Here is a 17,958-nt window from a genome sequence, read left to right as displayed (position 1 = left end):
AAACGGCGTTTACAGCAGCTCAAAAACAACTTTTACATGACAAAAACACGGGTTTTTTGGGGTTTTCATCAAAAAAACCGTCAAAAAAAAACCCCGAACCTGTCGGGGTTTTTCTCATGTTTCTTACACTCGATCGATCATCAGAAAATGTTGATCGGGTAATCGACGAATACACGCAGCTCGTTGCCGCTGACGTTGTACTCGCTGGACTTCTGCGACACGCGCAGGATCGAGCTGCGCAGTTTCACGCTGAGGTCTTTGGCCGGGCCAGACTGCACGACGTATTTGAACTGGTTGAAGATCTCGCGCTCGGTGCCACCTTCGCTGGTAGAGGTGGTGATGTTGTCGCCACGCACGTAAGCGAAGTTGTAGCTCAGACCCGGTACGCCGAAGGCGCCGAAGTCGAGGCCGTAGCCCAGCTGCCAGCTGCGTTCGTCTTCAGCGTTGAAGTCGGACCAGTAGGAGTTGGCCAGGTAGATGGTGTTGCCACCGTCGCCGACACGACCTTGTTCTTTCTGGTAGCCGCCGTAGGCGTAACCCAGGTTGCTGTCGCCGGTGGAGCGCTGATGCGCCACGGTGAACGAGTGCGGGCCAGTGGCGAAAGTGGCTGCCAGGCTCCAGATCTTGTTGTCATCACCGGTCGCACCGCTTTCGCGGACATAGGAATTGTCCAGCTTGGTGCGGTAGCCGTTGAAGTCCAGAGTCAGCGACTGATCCTTGTCGATCGGGTACACGTAGTTGGCGTTTACGTATTGCTTCTTCAGCACGTCTTCAACGTCGGAAGCGTACAGCGCGCCCTTGAAGTGTTCGGTGAACTGGTAGCTACCGCCCAACACGTTGATCGACTTCAGACCACCGCTGTCACGGCCTTCAGCGCTCTTGCGCGATTCGGCAGTGAAACGACCGGCGTTCAATACGAGGTCTTTGATCTCTTTGGAAGTGATCAAGGTACCGGTGTAGCTTTCCGGCAGCAGACGCGAGTTGTCGTAGTTCAGCACCGGCAGGGCCGGCATCTGGTCACCGTAAGTCAGGGTGGTGCTGGACAGACGGAACTTGACCGCCGCGCCGCCCTTGGACAGGTCATTGGCCGGCTTGCCGCTGTCGCCACGCTTGAAGAAGTCGATACCACCGGCACCGCTGCGATCTTCGCTACGCTCCAGGTTCAATGCATACAGACCGAATGCGTCAACACCGACACCGATGGTGCCTTGAGTGAAACCGGACGAGAACGTACCGATGGCCGCTTGGCCCCATTCCGACTTGTCGGCGTTGCCGTCTTTGTAGTCACGATTGATGTAGGCATTGCGCAGCAGCACTTTGAGGCTGCTGTCTTCGACAAAACCCTTGGACTCGGCCTGGTCGTTAGCCATGGCCTGAGTAGCGCTCAACATCCCCAATGCGATCAGACTGATCCGCTTGTTCAACATTTTGTTTTCCTTATTACGGGTTGAAACGCGCTGTGTCGAACGGCTGAAACGGCGCTTTTGCACTCTTCTTTTCACCCCGAAATAAAACGGCTCGCCAAAGCCAGACTTTGGCGAGCCCTTTCATTTTTTTGAGTCATGGCGGTTGGCCACAGGCGTTGGGCCGAATCGTAGCCGCGCCCTCAATAATGTGTCAATTTCAAGAATCGTCTTTAAATAGGTAAAAATCGTCTAAGAAATGTAATTTTTGCGATATCGGCTTGCCCGGAAATGCCGTCAGCCAGTGATTTCAGCGAACATCGGCGCAGCCGTCGGTGCCACAAAATACAGCCCCTTCCCCGGTTTCTTCGGCTGTGAGCGCCTGGTTCAACCAGTCGGCAAACGCCTGCGGTTTGCCCAGCCATGGACTGATATCCACCAGCGTGAACTGACCGTTGTCTTCCAGCGCAAATGTTGGAAAACCTTGTCCGCCCAGTTGAGCCAACAGCGCACGACTGGCTTTTACATGCTGCTCGGTATCCACGGAACTGAGCGCAGCCTGAAAGCTTTCGACGGCGTAACCCATCCGCACGGCGAGATCCAGCAGTACCGATTCATCAGCAATCCGTCGCCCTTCCAGGTAGTGCGCCGTCTGCACATGCCCAAGCAATTCAAGACCACGCCCATCGATGTGATCCGCCGCCATGACGGCGGCAATCGGCGGCGTCGAATCAAATACCGCCGAGTGATCGCGCAGCAAGCCTTCAAAGTAGGCCTCGCCGAAAGGCTGCCCGGTGTATTCAGCGATGCGCCGATCATGCGGGATTACATAACTGCGCAGCTGCGCCGAAACGTTCTGGCGATTGGCACCGCTCATCATGCCCCCCGCATGCGCGATGACCTGCATCACTTGCTGCGCCGCTTGAACCAGCGGTTTGGCGCCGTAGCACCAGCCGCACAATGGGTCGTAAATGTAGTGAAGGATCATCAGAAATACCGGCAAGAAAGTAGAAAAACTCGATGCCAGCAGACTAAACCCCGAGGCGTTGCGGAAAAACGCCAGAATGACTTTCAGTCTGTTGCTTGAACCGGTCGAATGGCCGACAACGCCATTTGTATCGATCTCGACATAAATTGAAACAATGAACCCGGGGAACTTCTCAAGAATAAATTACGGAAGCAAATGCAAAGCATTACCATTCGCGCGCTCGAATTCCCCTACCCTTTCGGATGCGCTTTTCAATGCCTGCCCCGTTCCGTCTTACGCCCGTCACCCTTGGGCTGTCTGCCTTTCTGTCCAGCGGTTTTGCCTATTCGGCAACTGAATTACCTGCCACCGCGATCAACGCCGAAGCGCAAGCCGATGATCCGCGCGTCAAGGCCAGCACCACCGCAACCCGCACCTCCACGCCGGTGCGCTATGTGCCGCAGGCGATCGATTCGATCAAGACCGCAAACGTCGCCAGCTATGGCACCAACGATATCGGCGATGCCTTGAGTGGTATGCCCAACGTCAGCAGCAGCGCCGACACCCGTTTCGACAGCCTGCGCATTCGCGGCTTCGATGCCAGCAACGACTTCTATCTGGACGGCATTCGCGACGACAGCCAATACAAGCGCGACCTGCACAACATCGAACGCGTCGAAGTCCTCAAAGGCCCCGCCGCCGTGTTGTACGGCCGTGGCAGTCAGGGCGGGATCGTCAACCGCGTCAGTAAGATGCCGGAATTCGGCCGCCGCTCGACCATCGAAGCGCAGGGTGGCAGCGAAGATTTGCGCAGCCTTTACGCTGACCTCAGCACCGACCCGAGCGACAACCTCAGCCTGCGCCTGAACATGGGCAACATGGATGAAAACAGTTTCCGCGACGGCGTCAGCGGCAATCGCCAACTGTTCGCGCCGTCGATGAGCTGGCAACTGACACCCGACCTGAACTGGTTGGTGCAGTACGAATACAGCCGCTACAACCGCACGCCGGATCGCGGGATTCCCGGGGTCAACGGGCGTCCCGCCGATGTCGGTCGCGACACCACCTACGGCAACGATCACGACTTCATCGATGACAAGACGCAATCGCTGCGCTCCAGACTCACCTACGAAATCAATGACAGCTGGCAACTGCGCCAGACCCTCGGGGTGTTCAAGCTCGACAGTGATTTCGATAACACTTACCTGACCGGTTTCGACAGTAAAACCAACAAGGTCACGCGTCAGCACTGGCAGCAGGATCTGACCACCCGCAATATCTACAACAACCTCGAACTGGAAGGCAGTTTCGATACGTTCGGTCTTGAGCATCGCCTGCTTACCGGCGTCGAAACCGGCAGCCAGCGCCGCGATCCAACGCTGTACAACGCCGCCACCGGCAGAACGCCTGGCGCACGTCCCGTACCGTCGCTCGACCTCTACAGCCCCAACCGCGACCTGCGCCATACCGGCAGCATGCAAGTCTCCAGCAACAGCCACACGGAAGTCGAAAGCCGCGCGGTGTACGTGCAGGATCAACTGCGCCTGAACGATCAATGGCAACTGCTCGGCGGTCTGCGCTACGACACCTTCGATATCGAGTCGACCAACAAGCTGCGCAACATTTCCGAAGATCGCGACAGCCACAGCACCAGCCCGCGCGTCGGTCTGGTCTGGACGCCGCTGCAGAATCACTCGTTCTACGCCTCGTGGTCGAAGACCTTTTCGCCAGTGGGCGGCGGTCTGATCGGCATCACGCCGGGAGCGGCCGGCAACAGCAACGACCTCAGCCCCGAGCTGACCAAGCAGAAAGAAATCGGCGTGAAGAGCGATTGGCTCGACGATCGCCTGAGTACCACGCTGGCGATCTACGACCTGGAACTGTACAACCGCCGCACCAGCGATCCTAACGACCCGACCCTGACGGTAATGTCCGGTCTGCAACGCTCACGCGGGATCGAGTTGACGGCCACCGGCAACATCGTCGGTAACTGGTACGTCCGCGGTGGCGTCGGCGTGCAGGACGCCACCATCGAGAAGGACAACAACGGCCTCGAAGGCAAACGCATCAACAACGTCGCCAAGCACAACGCCAGCCTGTTCCTGACCTGGAAACCGGAGATGGGCTGGTATGGCGAAACCGGTCTGACCCTGGTCGGCCAGCGTTACGCCGACAATGCCAACACCACCGTATTGCCGGGTTATGGCCGTTGGGATGCGCTGGTGGGTTACCGCATGAAGGATTGGGATTTGCGTGCGGCGCTGAACAACATCACCGATCGTGACTATTACGCATCGGCGACCAGCCAGTATCAGATTCAGCCGGGGGCACCGCGCAGCGTTGTGATGACCGGAACTTATAGCTTCTAAGAAACAAGATCAAAAGATCGCAGCCTGCGGCAGCTCCTACATTGGAATGTGTGATTCCCCGTAGGAGCTGCCGCAGGCTGCGATCTTTTCTTTCGTGCATAAAAAAGCGCCGCCATCCCGGCAGCGCTTTTACCAATCCCTGTTGTTGTTCTTATCCTTCCATCACAGCCCACAACGCTTCCAGTTCGGCCTCGCTGAACAGGTCAGCGGGGTATCGCTCGATCATCATCCGGCGCGGATCAGGTTCCCTGATCTGACGCGTTCCATTGGACTTCAACCAGTGCGCGACAATCTGCAGCGATTCGCCGTTTACGGCCATGGGGTGCAACGTCCGCTCGCTGACTACGTTCACTTCGGCGTTCATTTCAGCGCTCTCTCCCCGTACGTGAGCGGCTAAGTTATCCAAGGTTTATGACAGAACTGTTGAAGTTCTCCTCCCTCCCTAGTGCACGGGTGATGGATACAAGAGCTATGCCAATGTTTCTCAGTTGTCGACAAGTGGATACAAAGAAGCCCGCAGTCCTGACGGGCTGCGGGCCTGTGTTGATGCTTAGCGAGCTAAACATTGCCTGACCGATTTATGAATCAACTCAAGCTGTTACGTCTCGCCTCACTCTTTGTGCGGCGCGGGTTGCTGCTGGGTAAGGCAGTGGATATTGCCGCCACCGAGTAACAGTTCGCGGCCCGGCACCATCACCACTTCGTGCTGCGGGAACAGGTTCTGCAGAATCTCTTTTGCCGGCGCGTCCATTGGATCATCGAAACTTGGCGCGATGATGCCGCCGTTGACGATCAGGAAGTTCACGTAGGAACCGGCCAGGCGCACAGACGGATTGCGCTCTTGCGTACCGTCGACCGGATCGACACCGGCGCACTCTTCTTCGGTCGCGTACAGCGGCCCTGGAATCGGCATCTTGTGCACCGTGAACGGGCGCCCCTTGGCGTCGGTGCTGCTTTGCAGCACGTGCATTGCCGCCTGGCAGCGCGGGTAGTTCGGATCCTGCGGATCGTCGGTCCACGCCAGCAGCACTTCGCCCGGGCGCACGTAGCAGCAGAAGTTATCCACATGGCCATCGGTTTCGTCGTTGAACAGACCATCGGGCAGCCAGATGATTTTATCCACAGCGAGATTGGCGCTGAGCACCGCTTCGATTTCTTCGCGGCCCAGATGCGGGTTGCGATTGCGGTTGAGCAGGCACTCTTCGGTGGTGATCAGCGTGCCTTCGCCATCGACGTGAATCGAACCGCCCTCCAGCACAAAACCTTCAGTGCGGTAACGCGAGTTGCGCTCGATCTCGAGGATCTTGCCGCCGACCTGCGAATCCCGGTTCCACGGCGAATACAGGCCGCCGTCAAAACCGCCCCAGGCGTTGAAGTCCCAGTTCACACCGCGCACTTCGCCACTGTTGTTGATGACGAACGTCGGGCCGCTGTCGCGCACCCAGGCGTCATCGCTGGACATCTCGACCACGCGGATATTTGGCACGTCGAGACGCGCGCGGGCGTTTTCGTACTGGCCGGCGGACACTGCCACGGTGACCGGTTCGAAACGGGCGATGGCCTTCGCCACTGCGGCGTGGGCGGCTTGTGCCGGTTTGCCACCCAGACGCCAGTTGTCCGGGCGCTCGGGCCAGATCATCCAGGTCTGAGTCTGCGGCGCCCACTCCGCCGGCATGTGGAAGCCATCGGCGCGCGGGGTACTTTTCAAAGTGGTCATGGGGATCAGGACTCCTGGGAACTGTCGAAGGCTTTTAAAAGCGATGGCGACTTTATAACCGATAAATATCGTATTTAGAATCGCAAAAAATGTATTCCGTCTAAAAATTCTTAATTAAACCCGATACAAATCGAACTACTCGCACGAATTCAAATGTGGGAGCGAGCCTGCTCGCGAAGCGGTTTCTCATTCAAAAGCAGTGCTGACTGAACCGACGCTTTCGCGAGCAGGCTCGCTCCTACAGGGGATTTGCGGATGACTAGAGACCCTCTTCAAGCACCCGATCAAGCATATCGACAAAGAAATCGACACTGCGCCGCGACGTCACCATCGGTGGCTTAATCTTCAGAATGTTCAGGTCATCGCCGGTCGGCTGCATGAAGATTCCCAGTTCACGCAGGCGATCACACAGCAGCGCGGTTTCCTCGGTCGCCGGTTCGAGTGTTTCGCGGTCGCGGATCAATTCCAGCCCCAGATAGAAGCCGGACCCATGCACCGCGCCCACCAGCGGATGTTTATCGATCAACGCTTCGAGCCGCGCCTTGAAGTGGCCACCGATCACTTGCGCGTTCTCCCAGAGCTTTTCTTCCGCCATGACGTCGAGCACCGCCATGCCGATCTGGCAGCTCACCGGACTACCGCCCGCCGAGGAGAAGAAATAACCCTCGGCCTCCAACGCTTCGGCGATTTCCCGACGCGTGATCACCGCGCCGAGCGGCTGGCCGTTGCCCATGCCTTTGGCCATGGTGATGATGTCCGGCACCACGCCTTGATCCTCAAAACCCCAAAAGAACTTGCCCATGCGCCCGTAGCCCACCTGCACTTCATCGGCGATGCACACGCCGCCCTGTGCACGCACCAGCGCGTAGACCTGCTTCAGATAATTCGGCGGCAGGGAAATGCCACCGGCATTGCCGTACACCGGTTCACAGATGAAACCCGCCAGTTGGCGTTTCTGCTCAGCGATTTTCTGCAGTTGATGTTCAACACTGCGCACGTAGTCCGGTGCTGAATCCTGGCCACGGAATTGACCGCGATAAATATTCGGCGCGGTCACCGGATGCACCCAGTCCGGGCGGCTTTCCAGGGCTTTCGGGTTATCGGCAATCGAGGTCGAGACCGCGTCAGCGCCGACGGTCCAGCCGTGATAGGCCTCAAGCACGCTGAGCATGTCGCGGCCGCCGCTGTAGGCCCAGGCCAAGCGGATCGCCAGATCATTGGCCTCGCTGCCACTGTTGACCAGGAACACCCGATCCATGCCCTTCGGCGCCAGTTTCAGCAAGCGCTCGGAGAACTCGGCGACTGCCGCATAGTTGAACCGCGAGTTGGTGTTGAGCAGCGACCACTGACGTGCGGCAACCGCGGCCATGCGCGGATGACCGTGACCGAGCACCGCGACGTTGTTGAGCATGTCGAGGTACGAACGCCCCTGCATGTCGATCAGATGATTGCGCCAGCCCCGTTCGATGCGCGGCGGATCGACGTAATAGTGTTTTTGCGTGCGGGCGAAACTGGCGTCGCGACGTTCCAGCAGGGTCTGTGCATCCAGCTCCGGTTCGGCATCACAGGCCAGCCCCAGTAACACTGCCGGCGAAGGACACAAAGCCTGCCACGCCGGCGCCTGGGTTGGTGTGCAAAACAGCGGCGCATGCAGTTGCGCGCCTCGGCTCAATTGCACGATCAGCGGTCCGCTGACCGCGCCCAGCACCTGACCTTTGACCAGCGCTGCGCCAGCGTGCAGCGAAGGTGTCACGCCGCGCAGACAAACGCTCAGCTGCGGCCCATCCAGTTGCACCGCGCCGTCCGCCGCCAGATGCAGCACACCGGCAAACGGCGCTTCCACGGCAGTGCCGTTGGGCACGCGCATTTCAACGTGCAGTGGAAAGGTGTCCGGCTCATCGGCGCAATCGGGCCGGGTACGCGACAAACGATACTGACCATAGCGACTCGCCGCCAAACCATGCGCCGCTGCGGCTTCCGTCAGCAGACGCTGATCAATGCCCTCCTGCTCCCAGTTGCCCGCCTCGAAATGTGGACTCAATACGCCGAGGTCGATCAGCGCAAACTCACGTCCGACCAGACTCGGTAACAACGGCGCAAAACCTGCGCCATTGATCGCCGGCAAGGTCTGACCGACAGCGGTAAGAATCGCTGCCTCCATCAGCGCCAAAGGCACCGACGCAGCGACGCGGAATATTTCCCACTCGTGGCTGAGGTTGTCGCGGCTGTACGTATTGTTCGGGTCGATGCTGACCTGCTGCTCGCCACTGAGCACCAACACCGCCGCACGCGCCACGATCAATGGCCACAATGCCTGCAACTCTTCGTGCTGCAACGGATTGACCGCGTGATAAGCCCGCACTGCCGGCAGGATGACAAAGGGATCGCCAGCGGCGTGATGCAGCAACGCCGCGCAGGTGACCGACAGATCGGTGATGCGCCATGTGCGCACCAGATCGCCGAAATCGATCACGCCTTGCAGTTGCCAGTGGCGCTGGGCGTCACGCGCCCAAACGGCGTTGTCATCGGTAACGTCCATGTGGATCGCCTGTACCGGCAGTCTGTCCAGCAATGGCTGCAAACGACGCTCGGCCTGTTCGGCGACATCAGCGATCAACAAGCGCTGCCGTTCGTCCTTGATCACCGGCAATAAATGGCGGATCAACGCGCTGGCATGCCGAGCATCCCACTGCAACGTGCGCTCAAGGCCCGGGTGGTCGAAACCCGCCAGTGCCAGATCCATTTCGCCGCAGAGCCGGCCAAACCCGGCCACCACTTCCTCGCCCAGATGATCGAGATCGGTCAGCGGCTGGCCTTCGATGTAATCGAGCAGGCGCACATGCACCGCTTCGCCGCCCGCTTGCAGCGACAACAGGTCCTGACCATTGTTGGCCGCAATCACCCGAGGCACGGGCACATGGGCATGCTCAGCCAGATATTTGAGCCCGGCGTGTTGGGCTTGCAACTCAACCAGGGCGTAATCGCCGCGGCAGATTTTCAGCACAAAACGTCCGCGGGCACTGTCGACGCGGTAATTGAGGTCCTGCTGGCTGCCAAGCGCTTGCAGGGTGCCGCTGAGCCCGTAATGTTCTGCCAGCCATTGCAGCGCCTGCTCCTGGGAGACCTGCGGGCTGGGCAAACTGGCGCGATGAATCAACGTGGCGAGCGGCATGAAACGACCCCTGAAATTTTATTAGGCGCCTATATCGCCATTGCTTCCAAGGATGCGCAACCCCTAACCGTCGTGACACGGGTAGCCGCTATTTACATTCGAACACTCGCGCCCTCCGGCACTTTGCGCAAGAATGTCGGCTATTCACACTTATCTTTGGAAATCCTCATGAATGTAATCACCACCGATCTGCCCGGCGTTCTGATTATCGAGCCCAAGGTTTTCGGTGACGAGCGCGGTTTCTTCTACGAGAGTTTCAATGCCAAGGCATTTCAGGACGCGACCGGCCTGGATACGCAATTCGTGCAAGACAACCATTCGCGCTCGCAAAAAGGCGTGCTGCGTGGCCTGCATTACCAACTGGAAAACACTCAGGGCAAACTGGTCCGCGTGACTGTAGGCGAAGTGCTTGATGTTGCCGTGGACATTCGTCGTAGCTCGCCGCATTTCGGCAAATGGGTGGCGGTGCGCCTGTCGGCGGAAAACCACCGTCAATTGTGGGTACCGGAAGGCTTCGCCCACGGTTTCGTGGTGCTGAGCGAATTCGCCGAATTCCTCTACAAAACCACTGATTACTACACGCCGTCGGCGGAGCGCAGCATTCGCTGGGACGATCCGGATCTGGGCATCGACTGGCAGCTGGACGAGGCGCCAAAGCTATCCGCCAAGGATCAGGCTGCAGCGCTGTTCAAGGACGCTGACGTCTTCGCCTGAGCCTAGGCATAATGCGCCTGTCCCTACAGGCGCATCCGGCTTATGAAACCAACCCTTCCCCGCAGGCCCCGCTGGCGCAGTCTCGCCCTGCTGGCCCTGTGTCTGGCGCCGCTGCTATGGCCGCTGGAGCATCTGGCCGAGCGCTATTACCGCAGCGAACTGGCCGGGCAGAATCGCCAGACCCTCGACCTCTATGTCGCCAACCTGCTGGGCACCCTGCACCGCTACGAAGTGCTGCCGCAAATTCTTGGCGACCTGCCGGCCCTGCGTGCGGTGCTCGGCGCGCCTGACGATGGCGTGACCCAAGGCAACGCCAATCGCCTGCTGAAGAACATCGCCGCGCAGACCGGCGCCGAAGTCATGTACCTGATGGACACCAGCGGGCAAACGCTGGCCGCGTCGAACTGGGACAAGCACGACAGTTTCGTCGGCCGTAACTTTTCCTTCCGCCCGTATTTCAGCGAAGCCATGGCCGGTCGCCTCGGGCGCTTTTTCGGGCTTGGCACCACGTCGGCCAAACGCGGTTACTTCTTCGCCGCCGCCGTGCGCAATGGCGAAAAGATCATCGGCGTGCTGGTGATCAAGGTCGACCTCGACCATACCGAAAGCCTGTGGGGCAAAACCCCGGAACAACTGCTGGTGACCGACCACAACGGCGTGGTCATTCTCACCTCGCGCCCGGAATGGCGCTTTCGCTCCACCCGTGTGTTGAGCGATAGCGAACGCTCGGCCATCACCGCGATCCAGCCTTACCCGACCCGTGAGCCACGGCCACTGAACCTCAGCCCAACTGCGTGGCTGATCCAGACCCACGACATCGCCGAAACCGGCTGGAGCGTCAGCATTCTCGCCCCGCGCACCCTGATCGACCGCCCGGTGCGCACGGTGGTCGCCATCGGCGGCGCGGCGTTGCTGGTGGTAATGCTGTTGCTCGGCCTGATGATGCAGCGCCGCCGCCACTATCTGGAGCGCATCGCGTTTGAAGCCAAGGCGCGCCGTGAACTGGAAGGCCGGGTCGCCGAACGCACCAGCGATCTTGAAGGCCTCAACCGCCGCTTGAAGCAGGAAGTGCTCGAACGCGAGCAGGCGCAGCAAGAGCTTGTCCGCGCTCAGGATGACCTGGTCCAGGCCGGCAAACTGTCGGCACTGGGGACGATGTCGGCGAGCATCAGCCACGAACTCAATCAGCCGCTGGCGGCAATCCGCAGTTACGCCGAGAACGCCGAAGTATTGCTCGATCATCAGCGCACCGACGATGCGCGCGGCAATCTCAAGCTGATCAGCGAACTGACCGGGCGCATGGCCTCGATCATCGCCCACCTGCGCGCCTTTGCCCGCCGCGATCGCCATGCCCCGGAAAGCGTCGCCCTGCAACCGGCACTCGACGATGCCCTGGCGCTGCTGGCCAAACGTCGGCGCAGCATGGAAGTCGAGCTGATTCGCGACCTGCCGGCCGCCACTCTATGGGTCGAGGCCGGCGAAACCCGCCTGCGCCAGGTGCTCGGCAATCTGCTGGCCAACGCTCTCGATGCGCTGACCGAGAAAGGCCCGCCGCGCAAACTCTGGCTGAGTGCCGAATCCACCACCGAGGGCGTCAATCTGTACATTCGCGATAACGGCCCGGGGTTTTGCATGGAAGCCCTCGGCCGCGCCAGCGAGCCCTTCTACACCACCAAGACCCGCACCCAGGGCCTCGGTCTGGGGCTGGCGATCTGTGAAACGCTGATGCGCGCCTTCGGCGGTGAACTGTCGTTCGCCAACCACAAGCAAGGCGGCGCCTTGATTACCCTGCGGCTGCGCGCCGGTGCGCCCGGGGTCAGCCTGCAACCGTCCGAGGATCGAAGTGCATGACCATCGACAATCGCATTCAGGTGGTGTTGATCGACGACGATCCGCACCTGCGTCAGGCCCTCGGCCAGACGCTGGATCTGGCCGGCCTGAAAATATTGCCGCTGTCCGAAGCCAAGGGTCTGGCCGCACAACTTGAGCGTGACTGGCCGGGCGTGGTGGTCAGCGACATCCGCATGCCGGGTATGGATGGCCTGGAATTGCTGAGTGAATTGCATGCCCAGGATCCCGAGCTGCCGGTGCTGCTGATCACCGGCCATGGCGACGTGCCGCTGGCAGTGCAGGCGATGCGTGCCGGTGCTTATGACTTTCTCGAAAAACCGTTCGCCAGCGATGCACTGCTCGACAGCGTGCGCCGCGCGCTGGCCTTGCGCCGATTGGTATTGGATAACCGCAGCCTGCGCCTGGCCTTGAGTGATCGCAACGAACTGAGCGCGCGACTGGTCGGCCATTCAGCGCCGATGCTGCGCCTGCGCGAGCAGATCGGCGCGCTGGCGGCGACCAAGGCTGACGTGCTGATCCTCGGCGAAACCGGGGCCGGCAAAGAGGTCGTCGCCCGCGCGCTGCATGATCTGTCGAGCCGGCGTAACGGCCCGTTCGTGGCGATCAACGCCGGCGCACTGGCCGAGTCGGTGGTGGAAAGCGAACTGTTCGGCCATGAGCCCGGCGCGTTCACCGGCGCGCAGAAACGCCGGATCGGCAAATTCGAATTCGCCAACGGCGGCACATTGTTTCTCGATGAAATCGAGAGCATGAGCATGGATGTGCAGGTGAAATTGCTGCGCATGCTGCAAGAACGCGTGGTCGAACGCTTGGGCGGCAATCAGCTGATCCCGCTGGACATCCGCGTCATCGCCGCGACCAAGGAAGACCTGCGCCAAGCCGCCGATCAGGGACGTTTCCGCGCTGACTTGTATTACCGTCTCAATGTCGCGCCGCTGCGCATTCCGCCGCTGCGTGAACGTGGCGAAGATGCGCTGCTGCTGTTCCAGCATTACGCCGATGAAGCCAGTGCCCGCCACGGTTTGCCGCCGCATGAACTGCAACCGGCACAGCGCGCCTTGCTGCTGCGGCACACCTGGCCCGGCAACGTACGCGAATTGCAAAATGCTGCCGAACGTTTCGCTCTCGGTCTGGAGTTGGCGCTGGACAACAATGGCGTCGAAGGCAGCGGCGTGACCACTGTCCAAGTCATTAACGGCGGGCTCAGCGAGCAAGTGGAAAACTTCGAGAAGTCATTGATCGCCGCCGAACTGGCGCGCTCACACAGCTCGGTGCGCAGCCTCGCCGAAGCCTTGGGTGTACCGCGCAAGACCCTGCACGACAAACTGCGCAAGCACGGCCTGAATTTCGGCGACAGCAGTCACGGGGACGAGAACGAATGAGCAACAACAGCGCCTATCTAGAATCGGTCCTGCATCACGACATCCCCCTGACCCGGGACATGGGCCTCAAGGTGCTCGACTGGCGGGAACAACAGCTGAGCCTGTATTTGCCGCTGGATCGCAACGTCAATCACAAGAGCACCATGTTCGGCGGCAGCCTTTACTGCGGCGCGGTACTGGCCGGTTGGGGCTGGTTGCATTTGCGTCTGAAAGAAGAAGGCATCACCGACGGGCACATTGTGATTCAGGAAGGGCAGATCAGTTATCCACTGCCGGTGACCGGCGATGCCGTGGCGATTTGTCCGGCGCCTGAAGCGAAGGCGTGGAAGAAGTTTCTGGCGATGTATCAGCGTTATGGGCGGGCGCGGTTGACGCTCGATACGCGGATCGTCAATCAGGGCAGCGAAGAAGACGCCGTGACATTTACCGGGCAGTACGTTTTGCACCGCTGAAGATCAACACCCCCTCACCCTAGCCCTCTCCCCGAGGGACAGGGGACTGAGGTGGCTTGCGTTGTACATCGACCTGAAAGTCGCAGCGATTATGGATTCAGCAAACCTCGACCAGGTCAACGCTGCTTTCCAATATCCCTCGGTCGGTTCCCTCTCTTGGGGGAGAGGGCTGGGGTGAGGGCGATTGCCGATCAGCCCACTTAACCCCGGGCCAACGCCAACAACCTTTCCCGCCACGCCGCCTTCGCCGGCAGCGCCAAAAAGAACTCGTTCAGCAACGATTCCCGCGCCGGATAGCAGAACGCCTCACCGCGCAAATCCAGCACCTCACCGCCCGCCCCTTCCAGCACGCCTTGCGCCGCCGCCGTGTCCCACTGCGAAGTCGGCGCCAGTCGCGGATAACAATCCGCCGCGCCTTCCGCCAACAGGCAAAACTTCAGCGAGCTGCCAATGTTCGCCAACTGCAATTCGCCCAGGCTGGCACTCAACCCGGCCAGCAGGCGCTCTTGTTCAGGGCTGGAATGCCGACGGCTGGCAACCACGGTGAACGCCTCACCCGGCCCCGGTACATCACGCACCTGAATCGCAACCGGCGTGCCGCCCTGGTCACAACGCCAGGCGCCAAGTCCGGCCCCGCCGACGTAGTAACGACCATTGGTCGGCATCGACACCACACCAAACACCACGCGTCCATTCTCGATCAACGCAATGTTGACGGTGAATTCTTCACTGCCGCTGATGAACTCCTTGGTGCCATCCAGCGGATCGACCAGCCACCAGCGCTGCCAACCGGCACGTACGCTCTGCGCAATGTTGGCGTCTTCTTCGGACAACACCGGAATGCTCGGGTCCAGCGCCGTCAGCCCCGCAACGATAACGTGGTGCGCGGCCAGATCCGCTGCGGTCACCGGCGAGTCATCGGCCTTGGCCGTGACTTCAACGCCAGCGCGCCAGAACGGCAGGATCGCCTCGCCAGCCTGCAATGCCAGTTCAACCACTGGCGTCATCAACGGATGGGGAAAACTCATCGGCATCTCACTCATGACGGGAAGAACCCACGCTGGCTCAGCAGGTCACGGGTCAGATACAGTGCCGCCAGTGCGCGGCCCTCGGAGAATTGCGGGTTCTGCGCCAGCGTCGACAGGTCACGCAGGTTGATCTTGTCGACCCGCATCGGCTCAGGCTCGTCGCCCTCCAGCCGCTCCTCGTACAAATCCGTGGCCAACACCACCTGAATTTTCTGGCTCATGTAACCGGGCGACAGCGACAGCTCGGTCAGATGTTCCAATTGGCGCGCGCCAAACCCGGCCTCTTCTTTGAGTTCACGCTCGGCTGCCGCCAGCACGTCTTCACCTGGCTCGATCAAGCCTTTGGGCAGAGACAATTCGTATTCGTCGGTGCCGCCGCAATACTCCTCAATCAACACCGCGTGTTCGGCGTCGAGCATCGCCACGATCATCACCGCGCCATAACCCGCGCCCTTGCCAACCAGACGCTCGTAGGTGCGCTCCACGCCATTGGAAAAACGCAGCTTGAGTTCTTCGACGCAAAACAGGCGACTGGTGGCGACGATCTCGCGGGCAAGTACGGTGGGTTTCTGGCGCATGCAAAGCTCCTTGGCGTGAACGCGCTACTATAACGCGGCTTTCCCGATTGTTTACGTCGGATATCTTTCTACCGCTCGAGACGTTGCCATGCCTTCATTACCGTGGTCCGACATCGATACCGTTCTGCTCGACATGGACGGCACGCTGCTGGATCTGCACTTCGACAATCATTTCTGGCTGGAACACCTGCCCCAGCGCTACGCCGAGCTGCACGGGGTGAGCCGGGCCATGGCCGAGATGGAATTGCAGCCGCTGTTCGAGCGCCATGCCGGCCAGTTGCAGTGGTACTGCCTGGATTTCTGGAGCGCCGAGTTGAAGCTGTCGGTACGCGAGTTGAAACAGGAAACCGCGCACCTGATTGCCTTGCGTCCGGATGCCGATACTTTTCTGGAAGCGCTCAGGCGCGCTGGCAAGCGGGTGATCATGATCACCAATGCGCATCGCGATTCGCTGTCACTGAAGCTTGAGCGAATTGAACTGGCGCCGTATTTCGAGCGGCTGATCAGCTCCCACGATTACGGCTACCCGAAAGAGAACCCGCAGTTCTGGGATGCCTTGCAGGCGGACATCGGCTTTGATCCGGCGCGTAGCCTGTTCATCGACGACACCTTGCCGATTCTGCGCAGTGCGCGGGATTTTGGCGTAGCGCACTTATTGGCGGTAAAGGAGCCGGACAGTCGCAAGGGACCGAAGGACACCGCCGAGTTTGCCGCCGTCGAGGATTACCGGAACCTGATCGCCAACCTCTGATCCTCTGTAGGAGCTGCCGCAGGCTGCGATCTTTTGATCTTCAAAACGCGAGATCAAAAGATCGCAGCCTGCGGCAACTCCTACAGGGCGGTTTATTCAGGGATACGCAGTGTCTGGCCTGGATAGATTTTGTTCACATCCTTGAGCAGTGGTTTGTTGGCTTCGAAGATTTTCTGATACTTGTTGGCGTCGCCGTACACGCGCAGAGAAATCGCGCTGAGGGTGTCGCCCGACTTGACCACGACAAATTGCGCGGCAGTGACAACCGGCCCGCTTACGGTGATCTGATCATCCACACTGCCAACACCGGCAATGTTGCCCACCGCCAGCAGAATCTTCTCTTTCTCTTCCTGACTCGCCACTTCACCGGTCACAGTGACCTTGTCACCGTCGACGGTCGCCTGCACATTCGGATTGCCCAGCCCGACCTTGCTGATGTGATCCTTCAACTGCTCACTGGCATTGGCGTTGCCCGGGGTCAGCAGGTCGATCAGTTTTTCACCGGCTTCTTTCACAAAGCTCAAAAGACTCATGGTGCACACTCCTTGATTTGGGTTCCAGACGTCCAAGCCTAGACCACCGCGGACAAACCCGGTTCCAAGCCGACCAATGACCCTGTCCCCGCCCAAGCGGTAGAATCGCCCACCCGCCAACAACCCTTCGGAGCGAAGATGGACATCAAGCAGCTGAAATTCCTCATCGCCCTCGACGAAACCCGCCACTTCGGCCAGGCCGCCGCGCGTTGCCACATCACTCAGCCAACCCTGTCGATGCGCCTGCGCAATCTCGAAGAAGAGCTCGACCTGCCACTGGTCAACCGTGGCCAGCGCTTCGAAGGTTTTACCGCGCCGGGCGAACGCGTGCTGGCGTGGGCACGGTCGGTGATGGCTGCCTATGACGGCTTGCACGCGGAAGCCGCGGCCTGTCGCGGTAACCTCATCGGCACGCTGCGGCTGGGCGTGGTGCCGCTGTCGAGCTTCGATCCACTGCCACTGATGCAACGCCTGCATGCCGCGCACCCGAACCTGCGTTTCGAAATGTCGGCACTAAGCTCCGAGCAAATTCTTGAGCACCTGGCGAACAACCGCATCGACCTTGGCGTGTCCTATCTGGATCGCCTGGATAACGAACGCTTCGAATCGCTGGCCTTCAGCGAAACGCGCATGGGCCTGCTCTACGACCAGCGCACCTTTACCTTCGGCGAGGCGCCATTGAGCTGGGAATCGCTGATTGAACTGCCGCTGGGCATGCTCACCAGCGGCATGCATTTTCGGCAGTCCATCGACCATAACTTCCACAGCCGTGGCCTGAGCCCGCAGCCGTTGCTGCAAACCGATGCCGTCCATCAATTGTTACAAGCTGTGCACGGCGGCTTTTGCTGCGCGATCATGCCGCTCGACGGCGGCCTGGAAAAACTCACCGATCACCTACGCCTGCAACCGCTCGAAAACGCCCGGACCCTCGCCCCGCTTGGCTTGATCATGCGTCGCGGCGCCCCGCGTTCAGCGTTGGCCGAGGCCTGTTTCGCGTTGTATCGGGAATCGCCAATGGCTTCTTGATCGACGGCATCTATC

The 17,958-nt window shown here is 60.1% G+C and carries 15 protein-coding genes; 7 read left to right on the top strand and 8 right to left on the bottom strand.

What is annotated here, in order from left to right:
* Positions 1-140: 140 nt before the first annotated feature.
* Positions 141-1,427, bottom strand: coding sequence for an OprD family porin (locus tag C2E19_RS02555; protein WP_129387681.1), 1,287 nt, complete (start codon positions 1,425-1,427; stop codon positions 141-143).
* 286 nt (positions 1,428-1,713) lie between these two features.
* On the bottom strand, positions 1,714-2,391 hold the full coding sequence (locus C2E19_RS02550; protein WP_129387678.1) for a DsbA family protein: 678 nt from the start codon (positions 2,389-2,391) through the stop codon (positions 1,714-1,716).
* 254 nt (positions 2,392-2,645) lie between these two features.
* Between C2E19_RS02550 and C2E19_RS02545 the strand changes: the two genes are divergently transcribed.
* Positions 2,646-4,739 (top strand): TonB-dependent siderophore receptor, encoded by a 2,094-nt coding sequence (locus tag C2E19_RS02545; RefSeq protein ID WP_129387675.1) that lies wholly within the window; start codon positions 2,646-2,648, stop codon positions 4,737-4,739.
* Between the two features lie 151 nt (positions 4,740-4,890).
* Here C2E19_RS02545 and C2E19_RS02540 read toward each other — a convergent pair whose 3' ends face one another.
* From C2E19_RS02540 to C2E19_RS02530, 3 genes are all read right to left on the bottom strand, one after another.
* On the bottom strand, positions 4,891-5,103 hold the full coding sequence (locus tag C2E19_RS02540; protein ID WP_064388957.1) for a hypothetical protein: 213 nt from the start codon (positions 5,101-5,103) through the stop codon (positions 4,891-4,893).
* 246 nt (positions 5,104-5,349) lie between these two features.
* The gene (aguA, locus tag C2E19_RS02535; RefSeq protein ID WP_129387672.1) at positions 5,350-6,456 is read right to left on the bottom strand and encodes an agmatine deiminase; all 1,107 of its coding nucleotides are present in this window, start codon (positions 6,454-6,456) and stop codon (positions 5,350-5,352) included.
* 259 nt (positions 6,457-6,715) lie between these two features.
* On the bottom strand, positions 6,716-9,628 hold the full coding sequence (locus C2E19_RS02530) for an aminotransferase (protein ID WP_129387669.1): 2,913 nt from the start codon (positions 9,626-9,628) through the stop codon (positions 6,716-6,718).
* A gap of 168 nt (positions 9,629-9,796) precedes the next feature.
* Between C2E19_RS02530 and rfbC the strand changes: the two genes are divergently transcribed.
* From rfbC to C2E19_RS02510, 4 genes are read left to right on the top strand one after another with little or no spacing between them, the layout of a single operon-like run.
* Positions 9,797-10,342: a dTDP-4-dehydrorhamnose 3,5-epimerase gene (rfbC, locus tag C2E19_RS02525; RefSeq protein WP_129387666.1), complete on the top strand. Its 546-nt coding sequence runs from the start codon at positions 9,797-9,799 to the stop codon at positions 10,340-10,342.
* Positions 10,343-10,384: 42 nt separating this feature from the next.
* The gene (locus C2E19_RS02520; RefSeq protein ID WP_129387663.1) at positions 10,385-12,193 is read left to right on the top strand and encodes an ATP-binding protein; all 1,809 of its coding nucleotides are present in this window, start codon (positions 10,385-10,387) and stop codon (positions 12,191-12,193) included.
* The gene (locus C2E19_RS02515) at positions 12,190-13,575 is read left to right on the top strand and encodes a sigma-54 dependent transcriptional regulator (protein ID WP_129387660.1); all 1,386 of its coding nucleotides are present in this window, start codon (positions 12,190-12,192) and stop codon (positions 13,573-13,575) included. The genes C2E19_RS02520 and C2E19_RS02515 overlap by 4 nt, the downstream gene beginning before the upstream one ends.
* Positions 13,572-14,027, top strand: a complete 456-nt coding sequence (locus C2E19_RS02510; RefSeq protein ID WP_129387657.1) for a YiiD C-terminal domain-containing protein — start codon at positions 13,572-13,574, stop codon at positions 14,025-14,027. The genes C2E19_RS02515 and C2E19_RS02510 overlap by 4 nt, the downstream gene beginning before the upstream one ends.
* Before the next feature lie 200 nt (positions 14,028-14,227).
* Here C2E19_RS02510 and cysQ read toward each other — a convergent pair whose 3' ends face one another.
* The gene (gene cysQ, locus C2E19_RS02505; RefSeq protein ID WP_129396080.1) at positions 14,228-15,061 is read right to left on the bottom strand and encodes a 3'(2'),5'-bisphosphate nucleotidase CysQ; all 834 of its coding nucleotides are present in this window, start codon (positions 15,059-15,061) and stop codon (positions 14,228-14,230) included.
* 5 nt (positions 15,062-15,066) lie between these two features.
* Positions 15,067-15,633, bottom strand: a complete 567-nt coding sequence (gene nudE, locus C2E19_RS02500; RefSeq protein WP_129387654.1) for an ADP compounds hydrolase NudE — start codon at positions 15,631-15,633, stop codon at positions 15,067-15,069.
* An 88-nt stretch (positions 15,634-15,721) separates the two neighbouring features.
* Between nudE and yrfG the strand changes: the two genes are divergently transcribed.
* Positions 15,722-16,384, top strand: a complete 663-nt coding sequence (gene yrfG / locus C2E19_RS02495; RefSeq protein ID WP_129387651.1) for a GMP/IMP nucleotidase — start codon at positions 15,722-15,724, stop codon at positions 16,382-16,384.
* Positions 16,385-16,476: 92 nt separating this feature from the next.
* Here yrfG and lysM read toward each other — a convergent pair whose 3' ends face one another.
* Positions 16,477-16,917, bottom strand: coding sequence for a peptidoglycan-binding protein LysM (gene lysM, locus C2E19_RS02490; protein ID WP_129387647.1), 441 nt, complete (start codon positions 16,915-16,917; stop codon positions 16,477-16,479).
* A 138-nt stretch (positions 16,918-17,055) separates the two neighbouring features.
* Between lysM and C2E19_RS02485 the strand changes: the two genes are divergently transcribed.
* Positions 17,056-17,943, top strand: coding sequence for a LysR family transcriptional regulator (locus C2E19_RS02485; RefSeq protein ID WP_129387644.1), 888 nt, complete (start codon positions 17,056-17,058; stop codon positions 17,941-17,943).
* Positions 17,944-17,958 lie beyond the last annotated feature (15 nt).

The organism is Pseudomonas sp. DTU12.3 (assembly GCF_004124275.1).
Classification (GTDB): domain Bacteria; phylum Pseudomonadota; class Gammaproteobacteria; order Pseudomonadales; family Pseudomonadaceae; genus Aquipseudomonas; species Aquipseudomonas helmanticensis.
This window is presented reverse-complemented; position numbering and strand designations above follow the sequence as displayed.